Consider the following 21,779-nt stretch of genomic DNA (forward strand, 5'->3'; position numbering starts at 1 on the left):
AGCGCTTGGACTAGCCTTGCTACATCAGGTGGCATTGAGGCGTAAAATTTATTGCTTTAAAAACATGGTGTTGTTTTTTGTAAATGCCATGTTGGTGCAATTTGGCACGCTCTCTGCATTGTTTAAGGCAGCGGCTAGCGGGTCGTAGGCAAGGTGCCTCTCGGCGTGCTACAACCATAGCCGATTTGGAACGTCGCCGATGCTTGTCTCTATGAATCGAGCAAGCGCCGAGTGAACAACAATGACGCCCCTGCCGATGCGGCCTGGGCCGTCGAATAACAGTAGTTTGTCGCTTACAGTTTACGCGTTAAGCCACGCTCATACCGGAGGACACATGTCAGCCAAGACCCTAGCACTGATCGAAGAGCACGACGTTAAATGGGTGGATCTGCGCTTCACCGATACCCGCGGTAAAGAGCAGCACGTCACCGTACCGGCCCGCGATGTCAACGAAGAGTTCTTCGAGAACGGTCAAATGTTCGATGGTTCTTCCATCGAAGGCTGGAAAGGCATCAACGAGTCCGACATGATCCTGCGTCCGGAAGACGGCACCGCCTTCCTCGACCCCTTCACCGAAGACGCTACGCTGATCCTGCGCTGCGACATCATCGAGCCTGCCACCATGCAGGGCTACGATCGTGACCCGCGCTCCATCGCCAAGCGCGCCGAAGCCTACCTGCAATCTTCTGGCCTGGGCGACACTGCGTTCTTCGGCCCTGAGCCCGAATTCTTCATCTTCGACGAAGTGCACTGGAAATCCGATATCCAGGGCTCCATGTACAAGATCTCCTCTGAAGAGGGTGCCTGGGCGACCGATTCCAAAGTCGAAGGCGGCAACCTCGGCCACCGTCCGCGCGTCAAAGGCGGCTACTTCCCGGTACCCCCGGTCGATAGCTTCCACGATATCCGTGGTGCCATGTGTAACACTCTGGAAGCGATCGGTCAGACCGTCGAAGTTCACCACCACGAAGTGGCGAACGCCGGTCAGAATGAAATCGGCGTCAAGTTCAACACGCTGGTGAAGAAGGCTGACGAAGTTCAGGAAATGAAGTACGTCATCCACAACGTGGCGCATGCTTACGGCAAGACCGCTACCTTCATGCCCAAGCCGCTGGTGGGTGATAACGGCTCTGGTATGCACGTTCACCAGTCTTTCTGGAAAGATGGTCAGAACCAGTTTGCCGGCGACGAGTACGCGGGCCTGTCTGAAATGGCACTGTTCTACATTGGCGGTATCATCAAGCACGCTCGTGCGCTAAACGCCTTCACCAACGCCTCTACCAACTCGTACAAGCGTCTGGTGCCGGGTTTCGAAGCGCCGGTCATGCTCGCCTACAGTGCGCGTAACCGCTCTGCCTCCATCCGTATCCCCTACACTGCGAGCCCCAAAGGCAAGCGTGTCGAGGCGCGCTTCCCTGACCCGACCGCCAACCCTTACCTGGCGTTCTCGGCGATGCTGATGGCCGGTATCGACGGTATCAAGAACAAGATCCATCCTGGCGATGCCATGGACAAAAACCTGTACGACCTGCCGCCGGAAGAAGGCAAGTCCGTACCGACCGTTGCACACAGCCTGGATCAAGCGCTCGAAGCCCTCGACGCCGACCGCGCCTTCTTGACCGAAGGTGGCGTGTTCACCGACGAGATGATCGATGCCTACATCGAACTGAAGATGGAAGAGGTCGAGCGCATTCGCATGACCACGCACCCCATCGAGTTCGACATGTACTACAGCTGCTAATCCTCGCTTTTAGACGATTAGATTCAGCGCTTAGACAACCCCGCTTCGGCGGGGTTTTTTATTTGCACGGCAATGAATCACTAGTAAAACAATGCGCACTACAATGGTGCATTAAGCCTGGCTGATAGATTTCCGCTGGTCATCCTTGGGGCGTAAAACCATTGCTTTGGAAGGTGCTTTTCCTCTAGAAGCACGGTGCTGGCGCCCATGCATCATCATGATGCCTGCCGATGCACCTTCGTATTGCCTGTGAGCGCTAATTGGCGTGCTTCTTGCAGTTATGGTGAATAGTGATGAATGGCGGCGAATAGAAGTGAACGGGTATAGAGCCAGTAACAAGTGGATAGAGTGAGCCAGCAAAACGGGGCGTTGGAAGCTTACATGTATCAGCGATTGATCGAACATCTCACCACGGCAGTGCTATTGCTCGATGGCGAGCTTACCGTCCGCTGGATGAACCCAGCGGCTGAAGCGCTGCTAGCAGTAAGCCTAAGCCGCGTGCAGGGGCTGAGTCTCGATACGCTGCTGGGTGGCGACGCCAGTATCGATAACGTGCTGGCCAAGGCGCGTGATGCCTTTCACCCCTATACCCAGCGCGAAGCGCGTATTACCCCGCTCAATAGCGACCCGCTCACCATCGATTACACCGTAACGCCGCTCTCGGAAGACGAGCTTTTATTGGAGATGGAGCCGCGCGATCGCTTGATGCAGATCTCCCGCGAAGAGGCGCTGACCACGCGGCAGGAGACCATCAAAGTGCTCACCCGAGGGCTGGCGCACGAGGTCAAGAATCCGCTTGGCGGGATTCGCGGCGCAGCACAATTGCTGGAGCGCGATCTCGACGACCCGGCGCTGCAGGAGTTCACCCGCATCATCGTCGAGGAGGTTGACCGGCTCAAGGATCTGGTCGACTCGATGCTGGGGCCGAATCGCATCATCAAACACGCGCCGGTGAATATCCACAAGGTGCTCGAACGGGTGCGCTCGCTGCTGGTGGCCGAGCACCCGAACGTGCTTATCACGCGCGACTATGATCCCAGTTTGCCCGAACTCTCCGGCGACGAAGCGCAGATGATTCAGGCGGTGCTCAACGTTGCGCGCAATGCCGTTCAAGCCATGACCGAAGCCGAAACGTTCGCGCCGGAGCTCGTTCTGCGCACCCGCGCGCGGCGTCAGTTCACCCTCGGCGCCGAGCGCCACCGCCTAGTGAGCGAAGTGGCGGTGATCGACAACGGCCCCGGGATTCCCGAAGCGCTTCAAGAGACCCTGTTCTATCCCATGGTGTCAGGACGCGCCGAGGGAAGCGGCTTGGGTCTTTCGATCGCGCAGTCGATTCTGCACCAACATCAAGGATTGATCGAATGCGACTCACGCCTCGGCCATACCGAATTTCGTCTACTCATTCCCTTGGAGAAGTGTCATGACTGAGACATCTCGCAGTGACGCCGCGCGGGTGGTGATCGTCGACGATGACCGCGCGATCCGCTGGGTGCTTGAGCGCGCCCTAGCCCAGCCCGACTTGGCCGTGGAGTGCATCGAACGCGCCGATCACGCCCTGTCACGCCTGGTGGACGATCCGCCCGACGTGCTGGTCACCGACATCCGCATGCCGGGCATCGATGGTCTCGATCTCATGGCCAGGCTGCGTGAGGTGCATCCGGATTTGCCGGTCATCGTCATGACTGCGCATTCGGATCTGGATAGCGCCGTTGCCTCCTACCAGGGGGGCGCCTTCGAGTATTTGCCCAAGCCTTTCGACGTCGACGAAGCGCTTGCGTTGGTGCGCCGCGCCGTGGCCCACGCGCGCGAGCGTCAGCGCCCGGTAACGGTGCCCGAAGGCCTTAGCGCCGAGATCATCGGTGAAGCGCCGGCCATGCAGGAGGTCTTCCGCGCCATCGGGCGGCTGTCACACTCGCACATCACGGTATTGATCAACGGCGAGTCCGGTACCGGTAAGGAGCGGGTCGCGCAGGCGCTTCATCAGCACAGCCCACGTGCGGGCAAGCCGTTCATCGCCTTGAACATGGCCGCGATCCCCAAGGATTTGATCGAGTCTGAGTTGTTTGGCCACGAGAAGGGCGCCTTCACCGGCGCAGCGGCCCAGCGTCAGGGGCGCTTCGAGCAGGCCAACGGCGGTACGCTGTTTCTCGATGAGATCGGCGACATGCCCGCCGAGACCCAGACGCGACTGCTGCGCGTGCTCGCCGATGGTGAGTTCTATCGCGTGGGTGGCCATACGCCGGTGAAGGTGGATGTACGCATCATCGCTGCCACCCACCAGAACTTGGAGTCTCTGGTAGACGAAGGGCGCTTTCGCGAAGACCTCTTTCATCGCCTCAACGTCATTCGTATCCATCTGCCGCGCTTGGCTGAGCGGCGCGAGGACATCCCTCGCCTGACGCGTCATTTTCTCGCCGAGGCGGCCAAAGAGTTGGCAACCGACATCAAGGTGTTAACGGCCGATGCCGAAACGCACCTGACCCGGCTACCCTGGCCCGGCAACGTTCGCCAGCTGGAAAACACCTGCCGCTGGCTCACGGTGATGGCCTCGGGGCGGGAGATTCTCGTCGAGGATTTGCCGCCAGAGCTGCGCACGCTCGAAGGCGCGGGTAGCCATACTCACGGCGACTGGCGCAGCGCCTTTCGCGAGTGGGCCGATCACGCCTTGGCGGAGGGGCATACGCATCTGCTGGAGGAGTCGGTGCCGGACTTCGAGCGCATCCTGATCGAAACCGCGCTCAAGCATACCGGTGGACGCAAAGGCGAGGCGGCGGAGCTACTGGGGTGGGGGCGCAATACGCTAACGCGTAAGCTCAAGACACTGCTGCCCGCGCTGGCGGATGAGTGAGCTGGCTTGACTATCTCATCGGCATAAAAAAGCGTCCGCGAAATGTGGACGCTTCATTCAGTATCGCTATCATTACGCACTACTTAGTTGCTCCCTACTCGTAAGTGCCTGCGCCTTTCCCATCCTGACGTCAGCGATGATCCATCCGCTGAATATCGACAAGAATTGCTTCGGCCTCTTGGGTACGCAGCGTATTGGTGAGTTTGTCACCGTTATGCGATGCGTCTAGCGCTTCCTGCAGTTTATGTTCGTAGTCCTGCAACAGCTGTTTCAACGGATCACGCTTCAGAAATCCAAACATGTCGCCTCTCCATTGGCTGTGGAAAAATCGTACATATACATCTTGTACACCCAATGTATAGGATCTGTTTGGCGCTATTTCGATCCGTTGGCGATGAAAAAAATCGTACAGAAGACCGGTCAAACGTTCGATGAAGAACGTAAGTCTAGGCAATGCTTGAGAAAACGTTCGAAGTCGTCGAGGACGATCGTAAGGCTATCGTGCAGGCGATGATCGTCATCGAGCAGGCGTAGGGAGAGGCGCCGATCTCGTGCGTACTCGATCACCGGTCCAGGGAGCACCACATCGTCGCGCCAGCCGTGGATGATATGCGTCGCGCGCGCCTGAAGCGGCGGCGACGATTCGGGGTATTCGGGTAACCCCAGCGCTGGGGCGAGAAGAAAACAGCCAAGTACCGGCTGCTCGGCGCTAAAGGCGGCGCTCAACCAGCCGCCCAAGCTCGACCCTGCCATGAGGCAGTAGGCAGGGTCGTCGCCACGCTCGATAACGGTTGCCCGTAGCTGATGCAGACGCTTACGAGGATCGGTCTGACCACGGTAGTCCATGACTACCGCCTCACAGTCGTCATACGCTTCGACGACCCGCTTGAGTCCCTGCACCTTCAGCGCCTGAGGGCCGCTTTCGAGTCCGTGTGATAGATAAACGCTCAGGGTTTGCATGGGTTAACCGGTAGATGAGCGCTGAATGGCTTCGCCTCCCTGCTCGATGTCTTCGCCCATACCATTGACCGTATTACAACCGCTGAGCACCACGAGCGTGGTCATCAGCAGTAGACCCATTGCCAGCATACGCTTCATAGGATGGCTCCTTGTTCCGTTTTTTTTGCATGGTATCGCGACCTGATCGCGCAGCGCCGTGACGCTATCGCCACGGCGTTACCTTTATCTATACGTTACAAGGCATGTTTTAGCCAGTGTCTTGGTATTTCAACCTGTGTTTCGGTAGGTATAGCCAAGCTTAGTCGCTGGCGGGAGGGAGGAAACGTCGCTTGGTGGCGCCTTCACGGTAGGTCATTTCGGAGGGAAGCTGCAGCATCTCCACCAGGCTCTTCCACGGCGTATGAAAGAACCAGAGTTTATTGCCAGGGCCGCTTTCAGCGTCGAAGCAATCCTGGGGGCCTTCGAAGAGCGTTCCACCCGCGGCTTTTACGGCGCGCCCGGCAGCATCGATATCATCCACCACAATGGAAAAATGGGTGGGCCCCATAGAGACAATCTTGGCCGATTCGCCCTCGGGTTGGGCGACTTCGAATAGCTCCAAATTGGCGCCGCTGCCCATACGCAGCATCGAGATGGCACACTGAGCATTATCCTCGGGCATGCCATTGATGGGCCCCACCTCTTTACCACTTTGATCATCGGCGCTCTTGGGCAGCACACGGTAGAGCACCTCGGCATCGAAGGCGACGATGAAAAAGCGTTCGGCTGCGTCGATGTCAGGCACGGTCATGCCGACGTGTTCAATACCCCGTACGAAGCTCATCGTTCACTCCTTGTCGAAAGCTGCAACGGCGATTTCAGCCAGCTCCTGCTCGAGAGACTCATAGGCGCCCGACACCGCCACGGCACCGACCGTTTTACTCTCGATTTTGAGCGGCTCAGCACCGCCTAATGGAATCAGTCCCGGCATGTTGCCGATATAATCCTGCTCTTCGGCAGCCATTTTGGAGAACTTGGCCAGTGGCTCCTCGAACTTGGCCGCCGAGATCGCCTTACGAATGGCCCCATCCACGCCTCCGGCTACGCCGCCGTCCATGCGATGAAACTCGATTAACCAACCGCCACGATCGACCACGGCAATGGATACCGGTATCTCGCGCTGCTTGGCCGCCTTTACGGTTGCCTCGATGATCGCGTGCGCGCCTTGGGAGGACACATTGTGACAAGTGTTGATTCGTTCGCTCATGTTCAAATCCTTTTAACCTGTGAGAAGGAATCAGCGGGGCGAATCGTTCGCCGCCTAATCAGCGTAGAAGAGATCAGGCAAATACTCGATTTCTCTAATATGGAAGTGCCTGCGATGCGTGGTGGTAACCGTGGTAACCGCGGTGAGCGTCGAATTAACACAATGTCACTGTGTCGATCGTGCTCATGTGTCAATTAGGCACATGAAAGCGAGAAGGTAGAAAGACTGGTATGACATGGATATTTTTTCTATATTGCTGTTTTTAATGTAAAAAAATTATTTCTTCTACCTTTGGCCTAGGAAGTGCAAAGTGTTTTCCAGCACCGAGTAAAAGAGAGCAGCAGTACGAAAAGGAAGGTTGGGACACCGGATATCAGCAAGGGAACGCCAGGAACTCGCCCTTTTACTCATTTCAGCGCAGGATGCGCTGACACCGACGCCAAGGAAGGCATAGGGGCAAAAAAACCATCTCGCGCTTTGTGAGATGGTTTTTTTGTTTTTTATTTTAGCGTAACATTTTGATTTAATTAGAATATGCAAAAATACGCATTTTTCTGGACAGCCCTTGTACAGAAAGCGGCGGCGTTTTGGTCTATCCTCTCTCCTACACCTAAACGACGACGCGCGTGGCTAGAAAAAACGTAAACGTGGCAGCCGCGCCTACAGGGACAAGCATAATGGCAATGACGTTGATGTTGGGCATGTTCGTGCTGTTTCTCGGGTTCTCGGGTGTTGGTATCTACATGGCCTGCAAGACGACGGTGGAGGTCGTCGACGAGCACGAGGACTTGCCCCGCGATCTCTGAATGTTCGACTTAACGGCTTCTCTACCAGTAACTCGTGATAGCCGATACGCAACGCCCCGCCAGTCATATAGCGGGGCGTTGGCGTTTCTACTTAGCGGCTTTTAATGAGCGTGAGCGCTCACTTCCTTGTTGAGTTACCAGCGCCCTTTACCGCGCTCGGGGATCATGCGGCCGAAGTAGAGAAGACCAAAGGCGAGCCAAGCGACCGTCAAACCGCCGGTGAGTAGCAGTACCATGACGGGGCCAAACTGAGCGATGAGCGGCAGGGCGGCCGCCGTGAACAGCCCGCCCCCAACGATCGGCTCGAACATCAGCTGCTTGTAGCCAAAGCTCTCGAAAGCGCCCGATTCGTTCTTGGGATCGGCCATGCGCATGAGCAGCAGGCCGGTAACGGTGACCCCCATGGACTGGCCGAAATCACCGATCCCCCGTTCGAACCAGTTTTCGGGAATGACGCGTGGCGCAATGACCATAAGCACGAATAGCGCCCAGGCGATGCCGCACACCGAGAGCAGCAAAAAGGGCACGAAGTATTCGCCCAGCGTAGTCAGCGACAGGGTAGCTAGCGCAGCGACGATGGTGAAATCCAGCGCCGTGCCAGAAATGCGCGACATGGTTCGACTTGAAACGTGATGTTCGAGCCCAAAGCGCATGATGCACAGCTGCACGATGACCCCGCCGATCATGGCAATGGGAAAGAGCGGAACGTGGGCCAGAATCTCGAGGCCGCCATCGCTCGCCCAGGTCACCTGCTCGATCCACTGCAGCCCCGAAAGCAGCAGCCACCCCAGTACGATGGCAATCCCCACGAGGCCAATATGCAAACTGAGCGGATCGGTGGTGCCTGCCTCGAGCGTCAAATCCTTCTTGAACTCGCTGTACTCCTCGGTGGAGGGGCGCTCGTCGCCTTGCTCGGTCTCTGCAGGGCGTTCGACATCGTTTTTGAGCGTGATCACACCGCGTCGCGCCGCCAAATTGATCATCACCGTACCAATCAGCACCCCGGCCACGATCCCTACGGTGGCAAGGCCCAGCGCTAAGTCGGCACCCTCTTCGAAGCCCAGTGAGGTGAAGGTCTCGGCCATGCCCGCTGCGGTACCGTGGCCCCCCTCGAAACCAATCTCGATGAGTGCGCCGACCATCGGGTTCATATCGAAAAACGGCACCAGCACCAGTAGAGCAAGCGAAAGCCCCACCACGTACTGACCCCACGCCATGGTCTGACCGACCACCACCTGAGGCCCTGCGCGCATCCAAATGCGCCGCAGCCCCGGTATCGCCGTGCCGATGAAGAGTGCCGCGAACACCACGTTGATCAAAAGCCCCGGCAGCGCCGACCAGCTCTCTTGTACATAGGCGGGGAAAAAGCCGGGGCTCTCGGCAAACAGCGTGGGCATGAACCGGCCGATCACCTCAGGCCCCAATAGCAACAGCAGCAGGCCACCAATAACGGAGCTAGGCAGAAAAAGGCGGCGCAGCCAGGGAATCCATAAGCGCAGCGCGTTACTCACGAGCAGCGCCAAGGCAATGATTACCAGCGCAATGAAGAGTTCACCCACGGTCATGGTCATCGCAGTGCATCCTTGCAGAGGTGGGTCTCGCCACTATCACTAGAGCAAGTCGCCAAGCGCTAAGGCGAGATAGACAAAAAGTTACCTTAACCATAGCGTTGAATGCGGTCACACGCGAAGACCCCACGCAAAGCGGGGCTGCTCGTACCTTTTAAAGTCGCGCTGGCTATCCCATCACCACGAGGCTCAGGCTGGCAAATCCGGCGCCCATTAGCGCCCCCGCGATCACGTCGCTAACGTAGTGTAGCCCCAGCCCCACGCGGGAGATGGCGATGAGTACGGCCAGTGGCAAGACGACGGGCAATAGCCACGGCGTATGCGCCGCCACGAGTAAGGAGAACAGCATCGCGTGCATAGTATGGCCGCTGGGAAAACTATAGCGATCCCGCGCCGGGGCGCTGCATAGAATTCCCTCGCGATAGGTGATGAAGGGGCGCTCGCGGCAAAGACGCGTCTTGATGAAGCGGTAAACGGCGATAGCGATAAGCGCAGTGAGCGCGTACTGCACCAGGCGTTGGCTACCGTCTGCCTGCAGCCAGGGCTGCGCGGCGATGAGCGCTACCCAGGCGGGCCAATCACCTAAATGGCTGGCTGCCTGCAGCGTACGCCGCCAGGGGGCGAACAGCGAGAAGCGCGAAACGCGCTGGCAGAACTGCCACTCCAGCAGATCAAGACGATCGAATACGACAAGCGGACGTGGACGCATGGTAGCTCTCTCGGGCGTGGTGAAGGTGCTGTAGGAATAGCTCGGCGATGCCTGCCCAGCTCTGCTCCAGCGCCTTTAGCCGCGCGACTCGGCCAAGGCGGGCGTAGTCGGCAGGGCGCTGGCATAACGCAACGGCGGCGTCGCGGAAGGCAGCGTCGTGGCCCGGCGGCAGCGTCACGCCGTTACGGCCGTTATCGATGAGCTCGGCGCTGGCGGCGTGGTCGAAGGCGACCACCGCCAACCCGCTGGCCATGGCCTCCGGCACCACGTTGCCCCAGGTCTCGGAGAGCGAAGGAAAGAGAAACAAATCGGCGCTGGCATAGTGGCGCGCCAGCGCATCGGACTCGATGAAGCCGGTGAAGTACGCATCGGGCAGGGCTTTTTGCAACTGCGCCTTGAGCGGGCCATCACCGACGATCACCTGCGCCATATCCGGGCGCGCGTGTCGCATGGCGTCGAAGGTTTCCTGAAGCAGCGTTAGGTTCTTCTCGGCAGCGAGGCGCCCGGCATAGAGCGCCACGGTCTGATGATCGCCTACACCCCAGCGGCGGCGAAGTTCAGGGTCGCGCTTTTGCGGCGTAAAGCGCTCGCCATCGATACCGCGCGACATCACCGCTACGTCATGGATGCCTGCCAGACGCAGCGCCTGCGCTTGAGCGTGCGTGGGCACCAGCGTCAGTGCGCAGCCGTTATGGAAGTGGCGCAAATAACGCCGCGTGGCGGGTTCGAGCCACGCCACGCCGTAGTCGTGGCAGTAGTGATCGAAGTTGGTGTGCCAGCCCGCCACCACCGCAATCTCCAACTGCTGGGCGGCGCGCCGAGCTGCCCAGCCAAGCGGTCCTTGGGTAGCCAAGTAGACAACGTCGGGGCGGTGTTCGCGCCAGAAGCGACGCAGCCGAGCGGGGGAGCTAAGCCCTATTTGCACCTCGCCATAGCCGGGAACGGCGATATGAGCGACCTGCAGTTCATGCTCGACCTGGCCATCGTGCGCGCTGATACGCGGGCGAGGGCGAATTAGATCGATCGACGTTCCCTGGCGTGAAAGCTCAGCGCACAGGCGGCTAAGGGTATGAGCCACGCCGTTGATTTCCGGGGACCACGTTTCGCTAACGATGCACAGGCGCATGAGCGTGTTGTCCTTTTGGCTTTTCCACTTAGTGTGGTACAGGACGGTGACATTGGGGAGTCAAACGAGTGAATAAGCAGTGACAAAGGACATGCTTGCGGGGATGGCGGGAAGCTAGCGGCCGGGGAAGCCCGGCCGCTGGGAGGGCGCTTGTGACACTTATCACCGCTAGCGCTGGTCGTCGCGCTGCTCGATGGTTTTACGATAGCCCTCGATGAACGGCTGTTCGGCCTTATCGATACGATCCATATTGGCGACGACCCGGTGCCAGTAAGGGTACTGCGGCGCCGGGCGCGTCGCGGCTTCGATGCGGGCGATCTCGTCATCGCTCAAGGTGAGCTCGGCCGCGGCCAAGTCATCCTTCAAGTGCTCTTCGTTGCGCGCACCGACGAGTAGCGTCGTTACTCCAGGACGATCTTTTAGCCAAGCCAAGCAGGTGCGCGGAATCGAGGCGTTGTGGGCTTCACCGACCTCGGCCAAGAGCTCGATGATGTCGTAGGCCCGCTCCATATCGTGAATGTAGGGCTCGGGCCAGCCGTTACCCTGGCGAGTACCTTCCGGCGCCTTCTGACCGCGGCGTACCTTGCCGTTGAACAGCCCTTCGCCGAGCGGTGCCCATACCAGCGTACCGATGTTTTGATCGATCGCCAGCGGCATCAGCTCGTACTCCGCCTCGCGGGATTCAGGCGTGTAGTAGATCTGCTGGCTGATGGGGCCGGTCAAATTGTGCAGCTCGGCTTTACCGAGGGTCTTCATCATTTGCCAGCCGGTGAAGTTGGAGGTGCCGTAATAGCGGATCTTGCCGCTCTGTACCAGATGATCCAGGGCGTAGAGCATCTCCTCGACCGGCGTTACGCCGTCCCAGTTATGCATCTGGTAAAGGTCGATGTGGTCGGTATTCAGCCGCTTCAAGCTCGCTTCGCAGGCGCGAATCAGGTGATAGCGCGAAAAGCCGCTGTGGTTGGGGTTGTCGCCCAGAGGGCTTCTCGCCTTGGAAGCGAGGATGATGTCGTGGCGCTTGTCGCCTAGCGCCTTGCCCACGATCTCCTCGGCTTCGCCCATGGAGTAGAGGTCGGCGGTATCGATCATATTGATGCCCGCGTCCAGGGCCAGATCGATCTGGCGCTTAGCGCCAGCTACATCGACGCTGGCGGCTTTCTCGAAGCCTCCGCTGCCGCCGAACGGCACGGTACCCAGCGCGAGTTCGGAGACCAGCAGGCCAGAGTTTCCAAGCGGACGATACTTCATCTCGACAGCTCCTATGTTGAAAACATGATTGAAAACGTGATTGAAAACATGAACCAAAAAAATGATTTGCTCGCTAACAAGCCTAGAAGAGCGATGAGGTGTGTCAACGCGGGGGACAACGATGAGGTGTATCACGTAGTGCAGCGCGGTAACGGCGTTGGCGCTACACTAGCCAAGCCGTGATAGAGCTAGCCAGACCGTGAAAGAAACACGCGACAAGGGGGAAACGTGCATGGAGGAACCAAGAGCAGGCCAGCATCAGGGCGATGCGTGGATGAACATTCTGACGCTGGACGACGATGGCGTCGTGGCGCGTGAAGACGCGCTGGCGGTCGAAGAGGCGCTGGAGATTCGGGTTGCCGGTACCGAGCCCGTCATCACCATGCGTACCCCCGGGCACGACCGCGAACTGGCTGCGGGACTGATGCTCAGCGAGGGATTGGCGCAGTCGCGCCAGGATTTCGAAGTGATCGATCACTTGGTGGGCCAGCCCGACGTGCTGCAGATCGTGCTCAAGCAGTTCAACGCCGCCAAGGCCGAACGGCTAGAGCGCTCGTCGCTCTCCAATAGTGCCTGCGGCGTATGCGGCAAGCGCAAGCTCAACCTCGAATTCCTTCAGGCGCTGCCCGAGAACGCCGAGGCGTCGCCTATCACCCGGCAGCTACTCGCCTCGTTACCCGGCAAGCTGCGCGCGCAGCAGGCGGTGTTCGAGCAGACCGGCGGCCTGCACGCGGCTGCTCTATTCGATGATGCGGGAAACTTGCTCGCCATGCGCGAAGACGTCGGCCGTCACAACGCCGTGGACAAACTCAACGGTTGGGCGCTGCTCAACGACCAGCTACCGCTCGATAACCGCATCATGCTGCTTAGCGGCCGCGCGAGCTTCGAGCTGATGCAAAAGTGCATCATGGCCCGCGTGCCCGTGGTGTGCGCCATTTCAGCACCGAGCAGCTACGCGGTGCGTCTGGCGCGCCAGTTCAACGTCACCCTAGTAGGTTTTTTGCGCCAAGGGCGATGCAACGTCTACTCGGCGCCCCAGCGGCTTGAAGTCGCCGACGGCGCGCAGTTGCCCGCGTTGTGAACGCGGCGGCTAGCGCGCCGCTTCGCGGCTAGGGCCCCTCGGTGGGCTTGCCGGTGAAGTCGGTCACCGGCTTGTCCACGGGCCGGTCCAGGCGCTGCGAGAACGCGCGAAGCCCGGCGGCCAGAGGTTTTATCGCGTGCCAGAGCTCGTCGTCGTTGAGCAGGCGGTAAAGGCCGGTGATGCCCGGGGCCGCGTCACGGCTGGATGATCGCTGATCAAGGTCGGCCTGTTGGCTTGCGTCCTCGGCGGCGCCCTCGTGGCGGTGGCGGCTAATTTCTTCGATGGCTTCCTTGATGGCGAACATCACTTGGTAGAAGCGCTCCGGCGGTAGGGCCGAAAACGCCATAGCCAGCGCCGAGGCATTTTGCAGAGCGTTGAGGGTGCCGGGCTTGTCGAGCCCGCCCAGCACGATGCGCAACAGCTCGTGGTTGGAGGCCACCACGTCGTTGGCAAAGCGCAGCACGCCGTGCTCGTGCAATGTCTGCACGAGTTGGTCGAGTTCCTGACGGGCGCTCGGGCCGGTGGCGGGCGGTGGCGTGTCGTCGTGTTCGATTCGCGTGGCCATCACATTTTCCTCGGGTCGGCTTGATGAGCGGGGGGCTGGCGATAATCCTCGTTGGCCCACTTGAGTTCGACCGCCACGCCGTCGTTGGGCGTCCTGTGGCCGAAGCGGTAGTTCGTGGCAGGCAGCGGCGAGCCGGTGCGCCGGTCTAGCACCTCGAGCTTCACCGCGACCTCCTTGTAAGCCGGGGTCTGTACGACCGGATCGGCATGCTCGCCGGTCAAGGCGTTCACGCCGAACTTGCCGAAATGGATCGGGATGAAGAGGGTATCGTCTGCCACGCGCTCGGTGACCAGTGCTGGAAGCTCGAGGCTGTCGCGCCGGGAGGTGACCCGCACCCAGGTGCCGGTCTCGATGCCCCGGGCCCTTGCAAGGGCGGGACTCACTTCGATGAAGCCCTGATCGACCTGCGCGCGAATGCCCGGCGAGCACCCGGTCTGGTTAATGCCCTGGAACTGCTCGAGCAGCCGACCGTTGTTGAGCATCAGGTCATAGGTGGCGTCTGGCGCTTCGGCCGGGGGTTGCCACTCGAGCGGGAAGAGCGTGGCCCGGCCATCTTCGGTAGGAAAGTCGTGGGTATAAAGCAGAGGTGTGTCGGTGCCGTCCTCGGCCACCGGCCAGAGTAGCGACTGCCAGCCTTCGAGGCGTTCGTAGCTCACCCCGGCGAACAGTGGGGCGATGGAGGCACACTCCGCCATGATCTGGCTGGGATGGGTATAGCCCCAGTCGTGGCCCATTCGAGCGGCGAGCTCGGTGAGGATCCACCAGTCCGGACGGCTATCGCCCAGGGGTTCCAGCACCGGGTAGAAGCGCTGGATGCGCCGCTCGGTGTTGACGAACGTGCCCTCCTTTTCGACGCTGGGGCAGGCGGGCAGCACCACGTCGGCGAACTGCGCGGTGCGGCTTAGAAACATGTCCTGCACCACGAAGAACTCGAGCTTCTCGAAGGCCTGATGCACGTTATGGGTGTTGGAGTCGGAAAACGCGGTTTCCTCGCCGATCACCATCATTGCCTTGAGTTCGTCATCGGCGGCGGCCTGCACCATCAAGAAGTTGCCAAGCCCTTCTTCCAGAGAGAGTGTCTCCGGCGCCACTCCCCAGCCCCTGGCCCAGCGAGCGCGGGCCTTTTCGTCGGTGACGCTCTCGTAGCCTGGGTACATTTCTCGCAGGCAGCCGAAGTCGCTGGCGCCTTGCACGTTGTTGTGCCCGCGCATGGGGTAGCCCCCGGTGCCCGGGCGGCCGTAGTTGCCAGTGACGAGCAGCAGGTTGGAGAGGGCGGTGCTGGTATCGGCGCCGTGGCTGTGTTGGGTGATGCCCATGGCCCACAGAAGGCACACGCTCTTGGCGCGACCGATCAGTTCCGCAGCCTCGATCAGCCGTGCCTGGAGAATGCCGGTGACCTCTTCGGCGAACGCCAGGGTAAAGGGTTCGAGCGAGGCGCGGTAGGCGTCGACATCGTTGACCCGGCGGGCTAGAAACTCGCTATCCGCCAGGTCGTGATCGAACATGTAGCGCGACAGCGCCGAAGCCCAGACCAGGTCGGTGCTGAGGTTGGGACGCAGGTACAGGTTAGCCCGTTCGGCCATTTCATGCCGGCGCGGGTCGATCACCACAAGCTTCTGGCCCCGTAGCTTCTGGGCGGCCTTGATGCGCGAGGCGATCACCGGGTGGTTCTCGGCGGTGTTGCTGCCCACCAGCACGACGACCTCGGCCTGCTCGATGTCCTTGATGGTACCGGCGTCGCCGCCGTAGCCCACGGTGCGAAAAAGCCCCTTGGTCGCCGGGTTCTGGCAGTAGCGCGAGGAGTTGTCGACGCTGTTGGTGCCGATGATCAGTCGGGCGATCTTCTGGGTCAGATAGGCTTCTTCGTTGCTGGCCTTGCTGGAGCCGATGAAGCCGAGCGCACGCGGGCCGTGGGTATCGCGTACCTCCAGTAGGCGCCGGGCGACTAGCGTCAGCGCCTCGTCCCAGCTCGCCTCGCGAAAGCGGCCGTTCTCACGAATCAAGGGGGTGGTGAGGCGCTGGTCGCTGTTGACGAAGTCCCAAGCGAACTTACCCTTCACGCAGGTGGAAATGCCGTTGGCCGGTGCCTGCTCGGTAGGCTGGACCTTAAGGATGTCCCGGTCCCGAGTCCACATCTCGAAGGAGCAGCCCACGCCGCAATAAGTGCATACGGTCTTGGTGCGCTTGAGGCTGGGCTGGCGCCAGGCGGCGTCGAGTTCGGACACGGCGGTGATGGGCCGCGCGCCAATGGTTTTTTCAAGCCCCTTCACCGCATCGATCATCGGCCGTTTGAGCGACCAGGGCAGGGCGGTGAGCGGTCCGGTGCGCCCGTACATGGTGTTCTCCTGGAGCGCGTTGCAGGGGCACACCGTCACGCAGTGGCCGCAGCTCACGCAGCTGGAGTCGTCGATCGCTCGGCCGCCGTCCCACAGTACCCGCGGATGCTCGCTGGCGTAGTCGATGGAGAGGGTCTCGTTGACCTCCACGTTCTGGCAGGCCTCGACGCACTGGCCGCACAGAATGCACTGGTCCGGGTCGTAGGTGTAGAAGGGGTTGGAGGTGTCCTTGGCATGGGGTTTGGGCTCGAAGGCGTAGCGTTGGACGGGCGGGTTCATCTCGACCACAGCGTTGTGCACCCGGCAGTCGCCGTTGTTGTTCTCGCAGACGCTGCAGTAGAGCTCGTGCTTGGCCAGCAGCCGGTCGAGTCCTTCGGCGCGGGCGGCGATGGCCTCCGGAGCGGCGCTCGACACGTCGAGCCCCTCCTCGCTCACCAGGGTACAGCCGCGGACGAGTTCGCCGTTCACTGCCACCCAGCAGGTGTCACAGGTCTGAAGTGGGCCCAGGGCCTTCTGGTAGCAGACACTGGTCAGCGAAACGCCGTGCCCGTCGAGAAAATCAATGAGCGGTTCGCCCTCGTTTCCGCCGAGTGGCGTACCATCGAACAAGATCGTACACGGTCGAGTCATCGAGTGTTCCTCCATGGAGCCGTTGTTTTTATGCTGCCGGTACATGCCTCGCCGCTCGCAAGGGGCGGTCTCGCAGCGCGTGTTCTGCAGTGTCACCGCCTCCGCGATGCCAGGGCGACAACCTAGATTAAATCCACGCTCTTTCGTCATGCGCTGAAAGCCGCGCATTACAAAACGTCATGAATACTGGTAATAGTAGGACGACCGTGATGAGGGCGCCTTCAAGGCGAGGGCGTCGCCAATACTTGAACACCCAAAAGGAATGGTGATGTCGATATCCCCACGTGCCCCTTGGCGGGCAACAACGCTGGTGGCGGCCATGCTTGCGCTCAGCCCGTGTGTCTTCGCCGCCCCCTTCACGCTAACGATTTACCACACCAACGACCTGCACGGGCGCACCGACCAGTATCCACAGCTGGTTACCGCTCTGGAGCAGGCGCGCGCCGAGTACGGCGAGGGGCTCTTGCTCGACGCTGGTGACCTCTACTCCGGCACGCTCTATTTCAACGAGTTCAAGGGGCTAGACGCCGTTAAGTTCATGAACCTGATGGGCTATGACGCTCTGGTGCCCGGCAATCACGAGTTCGACCTCGGCGACCCGGAAGAGGGCCACCAAGCGCTCGCCGCGCTGTTCGAGGCAGCCGAGTTTCCCATCGTTGGCGCCAACCTGGACTTCTCCGCCTCGCCGGAATTCGCCGATCTTTTGGGGGAGTCGATCAGCGCGACGCCAATGCCCGGGCATCTTTACGACGGCGTGATACTGGAGCAGGGCGGCGAGCGCATCGGTGTGTTTGGATTGAGCACCCAGGCCTCCGAAACCGTTTCGAGCCCTGGCGCGGTGACCATCAGCGACTACCGCGCGGCGGCCAACGCGATGGTCGAGGCGTTCACGGCCCAGGGCGTGAACAAGATCGTCGCCCTGACACATCTGGGCTATGACAGCGACCCGAGCGTGGGTAACGATCTGCTGCTCGCTCAGCATGTGGAAGGTGTAGACGTGATCATCGGCGGCCACAGCCATACCCGGCTCGAGTCGCCGGTCATCGTCGACGAAAACGACCTCGGTGAGCCCAAGGCGGCGCCCACGGTGATCGGTCAGGCGGGGGAGTACGGCCAGTACCTGGGCGTGATGCAGGTCACCTTCGATGACGAGGGCGTGGTGACGGCGGCCACCGGCGAGCTATTGGCGGCCGAGGATTTCGAGGCGAACGCCGAGGCGGTGGCGATGCTCGAACCCTTTACGGCGCGCATCGAAGAGGTGCGCGACGCGCAAATCGGCGTAGCCCTGCCGCAAACACTGCCTAATCCGCGCCACGGAAGCGGCGATGAGCAGAGCGTGCGCGCCGACGAAACCGCGCTGGGTAACCTGATCGCTGATGGCCAACTCGCCGCCGCCCGCCGGGTGAACCCGGACACGGTGCTGGCGCTGCAAAACGGTGGCGGCGTGCGCGAACCGCTCGCCGCGGGCGAGGTCACCGTGGGCGAGCTGATTGCCGTGCAGCCCTTCGGCAACCGTTTGACGCTGATGGACGTGACCGGGGCGGAGCTTTGGGAAACCTTCGAAATCGCCCTTGCACACGCGCCGGAGGAAAGCGGCGCCTTCCTGCAGACCTCCCAAGGCACCGAAGTGGTCTACGACAGCCGCGAGCCCGCCGGTGAGCGGTTGGTGAGCCTGAAGGTGACGCAAGACGGCGAGCTCGTCGACATCGACCCCGACGCCACCTACGTCATCGCCACCAACAACTTCACCGCCGCTGGCGGCGATAACCACACGGCTCTCGAAGCCGCGTTCGAGGACGACCGCAGCCATATCGTCGGCAATACCGACTGGGAGATGCTGCGCGATTACCTGGTGGCTCAGGAAGATATCGCGCCCCAGGTAGAGGGGCGCATCGTCGATATCGCCCGGGAGTGAGGTAAAGGTCTAGTCGGTACGCTTGCCCGAGGCGCTGTCGAAGGGGTGCAGCGCTTGTCGGGTGACGTAAAAGCGCAGCGTCTCGCCTTCCTTTACCGGCGGCTGGCCGCTGACGCGGATCACCGTGGGCTGCTTGCTCCCAATCAGCTGTACGTAAAGGTGGCTTTCAGCGCCAGCGGCTTCGTAAAGCTCCAGAGTAGCCTCCACGGTCAGATGAATAGCCTCCGGGGGCGTTAAGCGAAGGTCATCCGGGCGGATGCCGACGGTGTCGGTGTCGGGAGGCAGGTCATCGAGCAGCGTGCTCTGCCCCTGCGTTTTCAGGTACGCAAGCGGCACCATGTTCATCGACGGCGAGCCGATGAAGCTCGCCACGAACATGCTCGCCGGACGGGCGTAGATCTCCATGGGCGTGCCCACCTGCTCGATCTGCCCCGCGTTCAATACCACCAGCCGGTCGCCCAGGGTCATCGCTTCGAGCTGATCGTGGGTCACATATAAGCTGGTGGTCTTGAGGCGGCGTTGAAGCTTTCGGATTTCCACGCGCATCTGCACGCGCAGCTTGGCGTCCAGATTCGATAGCGGCTCGTCGAACAGAAACGCTGCCGGTTCGCGCACCAGCGCTCGGCCCATGGCCACCCGCTGGCGCTGGCCGCCGGAGAGCTGGCGCGGCTTGCGGATAAGAAACTCTTCGATTTCGAGCATCTTCGCCGCGTTGCGCACCCGCGCCTCGATCTCGGGTTTCTTGAAGCCGCGATTCTTGAGCCCGTAGGCGAGGTTGTTATAGACCGTCATGTGCGGGTAGAGCGCGTAGTTCTGAAACACCATGGCGATGTCGCGATCTGCAGGTTCGAGGCCGTTCACCACCCGCTCGCCGATCTTGAGCGTGCCCTCGGAAATGGTTTCGAGCCCCGCCACCATGCGCAACAGCGTGGATTTACCGCAGCCGGACGGCCCGACCAGCACGACGAACTCGCCGTCCTCGATGGCAAGATCGATGCCCTTCACCGCCTGCACGTTACCGGCGTAGGTTTTCTTCAGCCCTTCCAGGGTAATACTGGCCATCTTATTTCTCCGTCTCGGTCAGGCCTTTCACGAACAGTTTCTGCATCAACAGCACGACCAGCACCGGCGGCACCATGGCGAGCGTGACCGTCGCCATCACCAGGTTCCACGCCGGGACGCGGTCGGAGGAGGCCATCAGGCGCTTGATCCCGAGCACGATGGTGTAGAAATCTTCGTCGGTGGTGACCAGAAGCGGCCACAGGTACTGCACCCAGCCGTAGATGAACATGATCACGAACAGTGCCGCGATATTGGTGATCGACACCGGAAGCAGAATGTCCTTGAAGAACTTCATCGGCCCCGCGCCGTCGACGCGGCTTGCTTCCATCAGCTCCTCGGGGACGGTCATGAAGAACTGGCGAAACAGAAAGGTGGCCGTGGCCGAGGCGATCAGCGGAAGGGTCAAGCCAGCGTAGGAGTTGAGCATGCCGAGATCCGCCACCACCGCGTAGGTGGGGATAATGCGCACCTCTACCGGCAGCATCAGGGTGATGAAGATGATCCAGAAGGCCAAAAGGCGAAAGCGAAAACGGAAGTAGACGATGGCAAAGGCAGAAAGGATCGAAATCGCCACCTTACCGATGGCGATGGTCAGCGCCATGATCGTCGAGTTGCCCAGCATCAGCCACACTGGCGGCGCGCCCGCCACCTGCCAGCCGTCGCCGAGCATCTGGCTGTAGGTCGCCCAGAAGTTGTCGCCGGGTAGCAGCGGCATCACCCCACGCACGAACTCGCCGGGTTCGTGGGTGGAGGCGATGAAGGCCACGTAGACCGGGAAGGCCACCACCAGTACGCCAAGAATCAGTATCAGGTGGGTCAGGAAAGTGAGTAAGGGTCTGTTTTCAACCATGTCGATAATCCACTCGATGAGGCCGTGAGGGCTAGTAGTTGACCCGGCGTTCCACGTAGCGGAACTGGATGAACGTCAGCAGGATGACGATGGCCATCAAAATCACCGACTGGGCCGAGGAGGAGCCGATGTTGAGCCCGGCCACGCCGTCGGTGTAGACCTTGTAGACCAGCGTCATGGTCGCCTGGCCCGGCCCACCGGCGGTGGTGGCGTCGATCACCCCGAAGGTGTCGAACATCACGTAGTTGATGTTGATGATCATCAGAAAGAAGGTGGTCGGCGACAGCAGCGGAAAGACGATGGTCCAGAAACGCTTGAAGGGCGTGGCGCCATCGATGGCAGCGGCCTCGATCAGCGAGTGCGGCACCGATTGAAGTCCGGCGAGAAAGAACAGAAAGTTGTAGGAAATCTGCTTCCAGGCGGCGGCGATGGTGATCAAGATCATTGCTTGGGTGCCGGAGACCCGGTGGTTCCAGTGGATACCGAACCAATCGAGGATGTGCGGCAAGAGGCCGATGGTGGGGTTGAACAGAAACCACCAGAGCACCCCGGCCACCACCGGCGCCACGGCATAGGGCCAGACCAAAAGTGTGGTGTAGAAGCGGGCGCTCTTGAGCACGCGATTGACGCACACGGCGAGCAGCAGCGCCAAACTCATGGAGAGCGCGGTGACCGAGATAGCGAAGATCGCCGTGCGCCCCAGGGCATTCAGGTAGCTTGGATCGGCGAGAACGCGCGCGTAGTTGGCAAGGCCGACGAAGCTGGTGTTGAAGCCAAAGGCGTCGGTGCGCTCGAAGCTCGACTTCACCGCCTGGCTTGCGGGCCAGATGAAGAACACCAGCGTGATGGCCAACTGCGGCGCCAGAAGAAGGTAGGGAAGCCACCGGTTTTGATAGGTGGAGCGTTTGGTCTGCATGGCATGTCCTAACGTGCAGCTATGCCATCTCCTATGCCTTTTTGAATTGAGGCATATGAGATGGCATCTAGTTGAGCTATTTCCAAACGGTGGAACGGTCAGAAGTAATCCTACGCGGGGGCGCTGTGAACCCTTCCCTGGGCGCTACTTTCGCCATCCATGGCGAAAAACC

20 protein-coding genes are annotated in these 21,779 nt (G+C 60.6%); 6 read left to right on the forward strand and 14 right to left on the reverse strand.

Annotated elements, in window-relative coordinates; translation table 11 throughout:
- Positions 1–334: 334 nt before the first annotated feature.
- The 3 genes from glnA (at position 335) to ntrC (ending at position 4,589) form a co-directional block, all read left to right on the forward strand.
- Positions 335–1,741, forward strand: a complete 1,407-nt coding sequence (gene glnA / locus LLY24_RS13710) for a glutamate--ammonia ligase (protein ID WP_259036861.1) — start codon at positions 335–337, stop codon at positions 1,739–1,741.
- 381 nt (positions 1,742–2,122) lie between these two features.
- Positions 2,123–3,169, forward strand: a complete 1,047-nt coding sequence (gene glnL, locus LLY24_RS13715) for a nitrogen regulation protein NR(II) (RefSeq protein WP_259036862.1) — start codon at positions 2,123–2,125, stop codon at positions 3,167–3,169.
- Entirely contained in the window at positions 3,162–4,589 is a 1,428-nt protein-coding gene (gene ntrC, locus LLY24_RS13720) for a nitrogen regulation protein NR(I) (protein WP_259036863.1), read from the forward strand. The genes glnL and ntrC overlap by 8 nt, the downstream gene beginning before the upstream one ends.
- A gap of 130 nt (positions 4,590–4,719) precedes the next feature.
- Here ntrC and LLY24_RS13725 read toward each other — a convergent pair whose 3' ends face one another.
- The 5 genes from LLY24_RS13725 to LLY24_RS13745 all read right to left on the reverse strand — a co-directional run bounded on the left by LLY24_RS13725 (position 4,720) and on the right by LLY24_RS13745 (position 6,795).
- A complete protein-coding gene (locus LLY24_RS13725; RefSeq protein WP_259036864.1) occupies positions 4,720–4,890 on the reverse strand; it encodes a DUF6435 family protein in 171 nt (56 codons plus the stop codon).
- A 119-nt stretch (positions 4,891–5,009) separates the two neighbouring features.
- Entirely contained in the window at positions 5,010–5,549 is a 540-nt protein-coding gene (locus tag LLY24_RS13730) for an alpha/beta hydrolase (protein WP_259036865.1), read from the reverse strand.
- 3 nt (positions 5,550–5,552) lie between these two features.
- Complete coding sequence (locus tag LLY24_RS13735; RefSeq protein WP_259036866.1) at positions 5,553–5,687, reverse strand: entericidin A/B family lipoprotein; 135 nt, start codon at positions 5,685–5,687, stop codon at positions 5,553–5,555.
- A 160-nt stretch (positions 5,688–5,847) separates the two neighbouring features.
- A complete protein-coding gene (locus tag LLY24_RS13740) occupies positions 5,848–6,372 on the reverse strand; it encodes a VOC family protein (RefSeq protein WP_259036867.1) in 525 nt (174 codons plus the stop codon).
- A gap of 3 nt (positions 6,373–6,375) precedes the next feature.
- Entirely contained in the window at positions 6,376–6,795 is a 420-nt protein-coding gene (locus tag LLY24_RS13745; RefSeq protein WP_259036868.1) for a GlcG/HbpS family heme-binding protein, read from the reverse strand.
- Between the two features lie 677 nt (positions 6,796–7,472).
- Between LLY24_RS13745 and LLY24_RS13750 the strand changes: the two genes are divergently transcribed.
- Entirely contained in the window at positions 7,473–7,601 is a 129-nt protein-coding gene (locus LLY24_RS13750; protein WP_259036869.1) for a hypothetical protein, read from the forward strand.
- A gap of 134 nt (positions 7,602–7,735) precedes the next feature.
- Here LLY24_RS13750 and LLY24_RS13755 read toward each other — a convergent pair whose 3' ends face one another.
- The 4 genes from LLY24_RS13755 to LLY24_RS13770 form a co-directional block, all read right to left on the reverse strand.
- Positions 7,736–9,172 (reverse strand): sodium/glutamate symporter, encoded by a 1,437-nt coding sequence (locus tag LLY24_RS13755; protein WP_259036870.1) that lies wholly within the window; start codon positions 9,170–9,172, stop codon positions 7,736–7,738.
- Between the two features lie 166 nt (positions 9,173–9,338).
- Positions 9,339–9,878 carry a phosphatase PAP2 family protein gene (locus LLY24_RS13760; protein ID WP_259036871.1) on the reverse strand — a complete coding sequence of 180 codons (540 nt, stop codon included), beginning with the start codon at positions 9,876–9,878 and terminating at the stop codon, positions 9,339–9,341.
- Positions 9,841–11,004, reverse strand: coding sequence for a glycosyltransferase family 4 protein (locus LLY24_RS13765; RefSeq protein WP_259036872.1), 1,164 nt, complete (start codon positions 11,002–11,004; stop codon positions 9,841–9,843). The genes LLY24_RS13760 and LLY24_RS13765 overlap by 38 nt, the downstream gene beginning before the upstream one ends.
- A gap of 168 nt (positions 11,005–11,172) precedes the next feature.
- Positions 11,173–12,252, reverse strand: a complete 1,080-nt coding sequence (locus LLY24_RS13770) for an aldo/keto reductase (RefSeq protein ID WP_259036873.1) — start codon at positions 12,250–12,252, stop codon at positions 11,173–11,175.
- 232 nt (positions 12,253–12,484) lie between these two features.
- On the opposite strand from LLY24_RS13770, the gene fdhD reads away from it, so the two are divergent.
- A complete protein-coding gene (gene fdhD, locus LLY24_RS13775; RefSeq protein ID WP_259036874.1) occupies positions 12,485–13,333 on the forward strand; it encodes a formate dehydrogenase accessory sulfurtransferase FdhD in 849 nt (282 codons plus the stop codon).
- A gap of 28 nt (positions 13,334–13,361) precedes the next feature.
- On the opposite strand, the gene LLY24_RS13780 is transcribed toward fdhD, so the two are convergent.
- Both LLY24_RS13780 and fdhF read right to left on the reverse strand, forming a co-directional pair.
- Positions 13,362–13,898: a helical membrane plugin domain-containing protein gene (locus LLY24_RS13780; RefSeq protein WP_259036875.1), complete on the reverse strand. Its 537-nt coding sequence runs from the start codon at positions 13,896–13,898 to the stop codon at positions 13,362–13,364.
- Positions 13,898–16,864 carry a formate dehydrogenase subunit alpha gene (gene fdhF, locus LLY24_RS13785; RefSeq protein WP_259036876.1) on the reverse strand — a complete coding sequence of 989 codons (2,967 nt, stop codon included), beginning with the start codon at positions 16,862–16,864 and terminating at the stop codon, positions 13,898–13,900. Before fdhF ends, LLY24_RS13780 begins: the two co-directional genes overlap by 1 nt.
- A 268-nt stretch (positions 16,865–17,132) precedes the next feature.
- Between fdhF and LLY24_RS13790 the strand changes: the two genes are divergently transcribed.
- Positions 17,133–18,779, forward strand: coding sequence for a bifunctional metallophosphatase/5'-nucleotidase (locus LLY24_RS13790; protein WP_259036877.1), 1,647 nt, complete (start codon positions 17,133–17,135; stop codon positions 18,777–18,779).
- 9 nt (positions 18,780–18,788) lie between these two features.
- Here LLY24_RS13790 and LLY24_RS13795 read toward each other — a convergent pair whose 3' ends face one another.
- Genes LLY24_RS13795 through ugpA form a run of 3 tightly spaced genes read right to left on the reverse strand, consistent with a single transcriptional unit; the run spans position 18,789 to position 21,607 of the window.
- Complete coding sequence (locus LLY24_RS13795) at positions 18,789–19,841, reverse strand: sn-glycerol-3-phosphate import ATP-binding protein UgpC (RefSeq protein ID WP_259036878.1); 1,053 nt, start codon at positions 19,839–19,841, stop codon at positions 18,789–18,791.
- Between the two features lies 1 nt (position 19,842).
- Positions 19,843–20,691 (reverse strand): sn-glycerol-3-phosphate ABC transporter permease UgpE, encoded by an 849-nt coding sequence (gene ugpE / locus LLY24_RS13800; protein ID WP_259036879.1) that lies wholly within the window; start codon positions 20,689–20,691, stop codon positions 19,843–19,845.
- A 31-nt stretch (positions 20,692–20,722) separates the two neighbouring features.
- Positions 20,723–21,607 (reverse strand): sn-glycerol-3-phosphate ABC transporter permease UgpA, encoded by an 885-nt coding sequence (ugpA, locus tag LLY24_RS13805; protein WP_259036880.1) that lies wholly within the window; start codon positions 21,605–21,607, stop codon positions 20,723–20,725.
- Positions 21,608–21,779: the final 172 nt, after the last annotated feature.

Origin of the sequence: Halomonas dongshanensis (assembly GCF_024790395.1) — a bacterium.
GTDB lineage: Bacteria > Pseudomonadota > Gammaproteobacteria > Pseudomonadales > Halomonadaceae > Vreelandella > Vreelandella dongshanensis.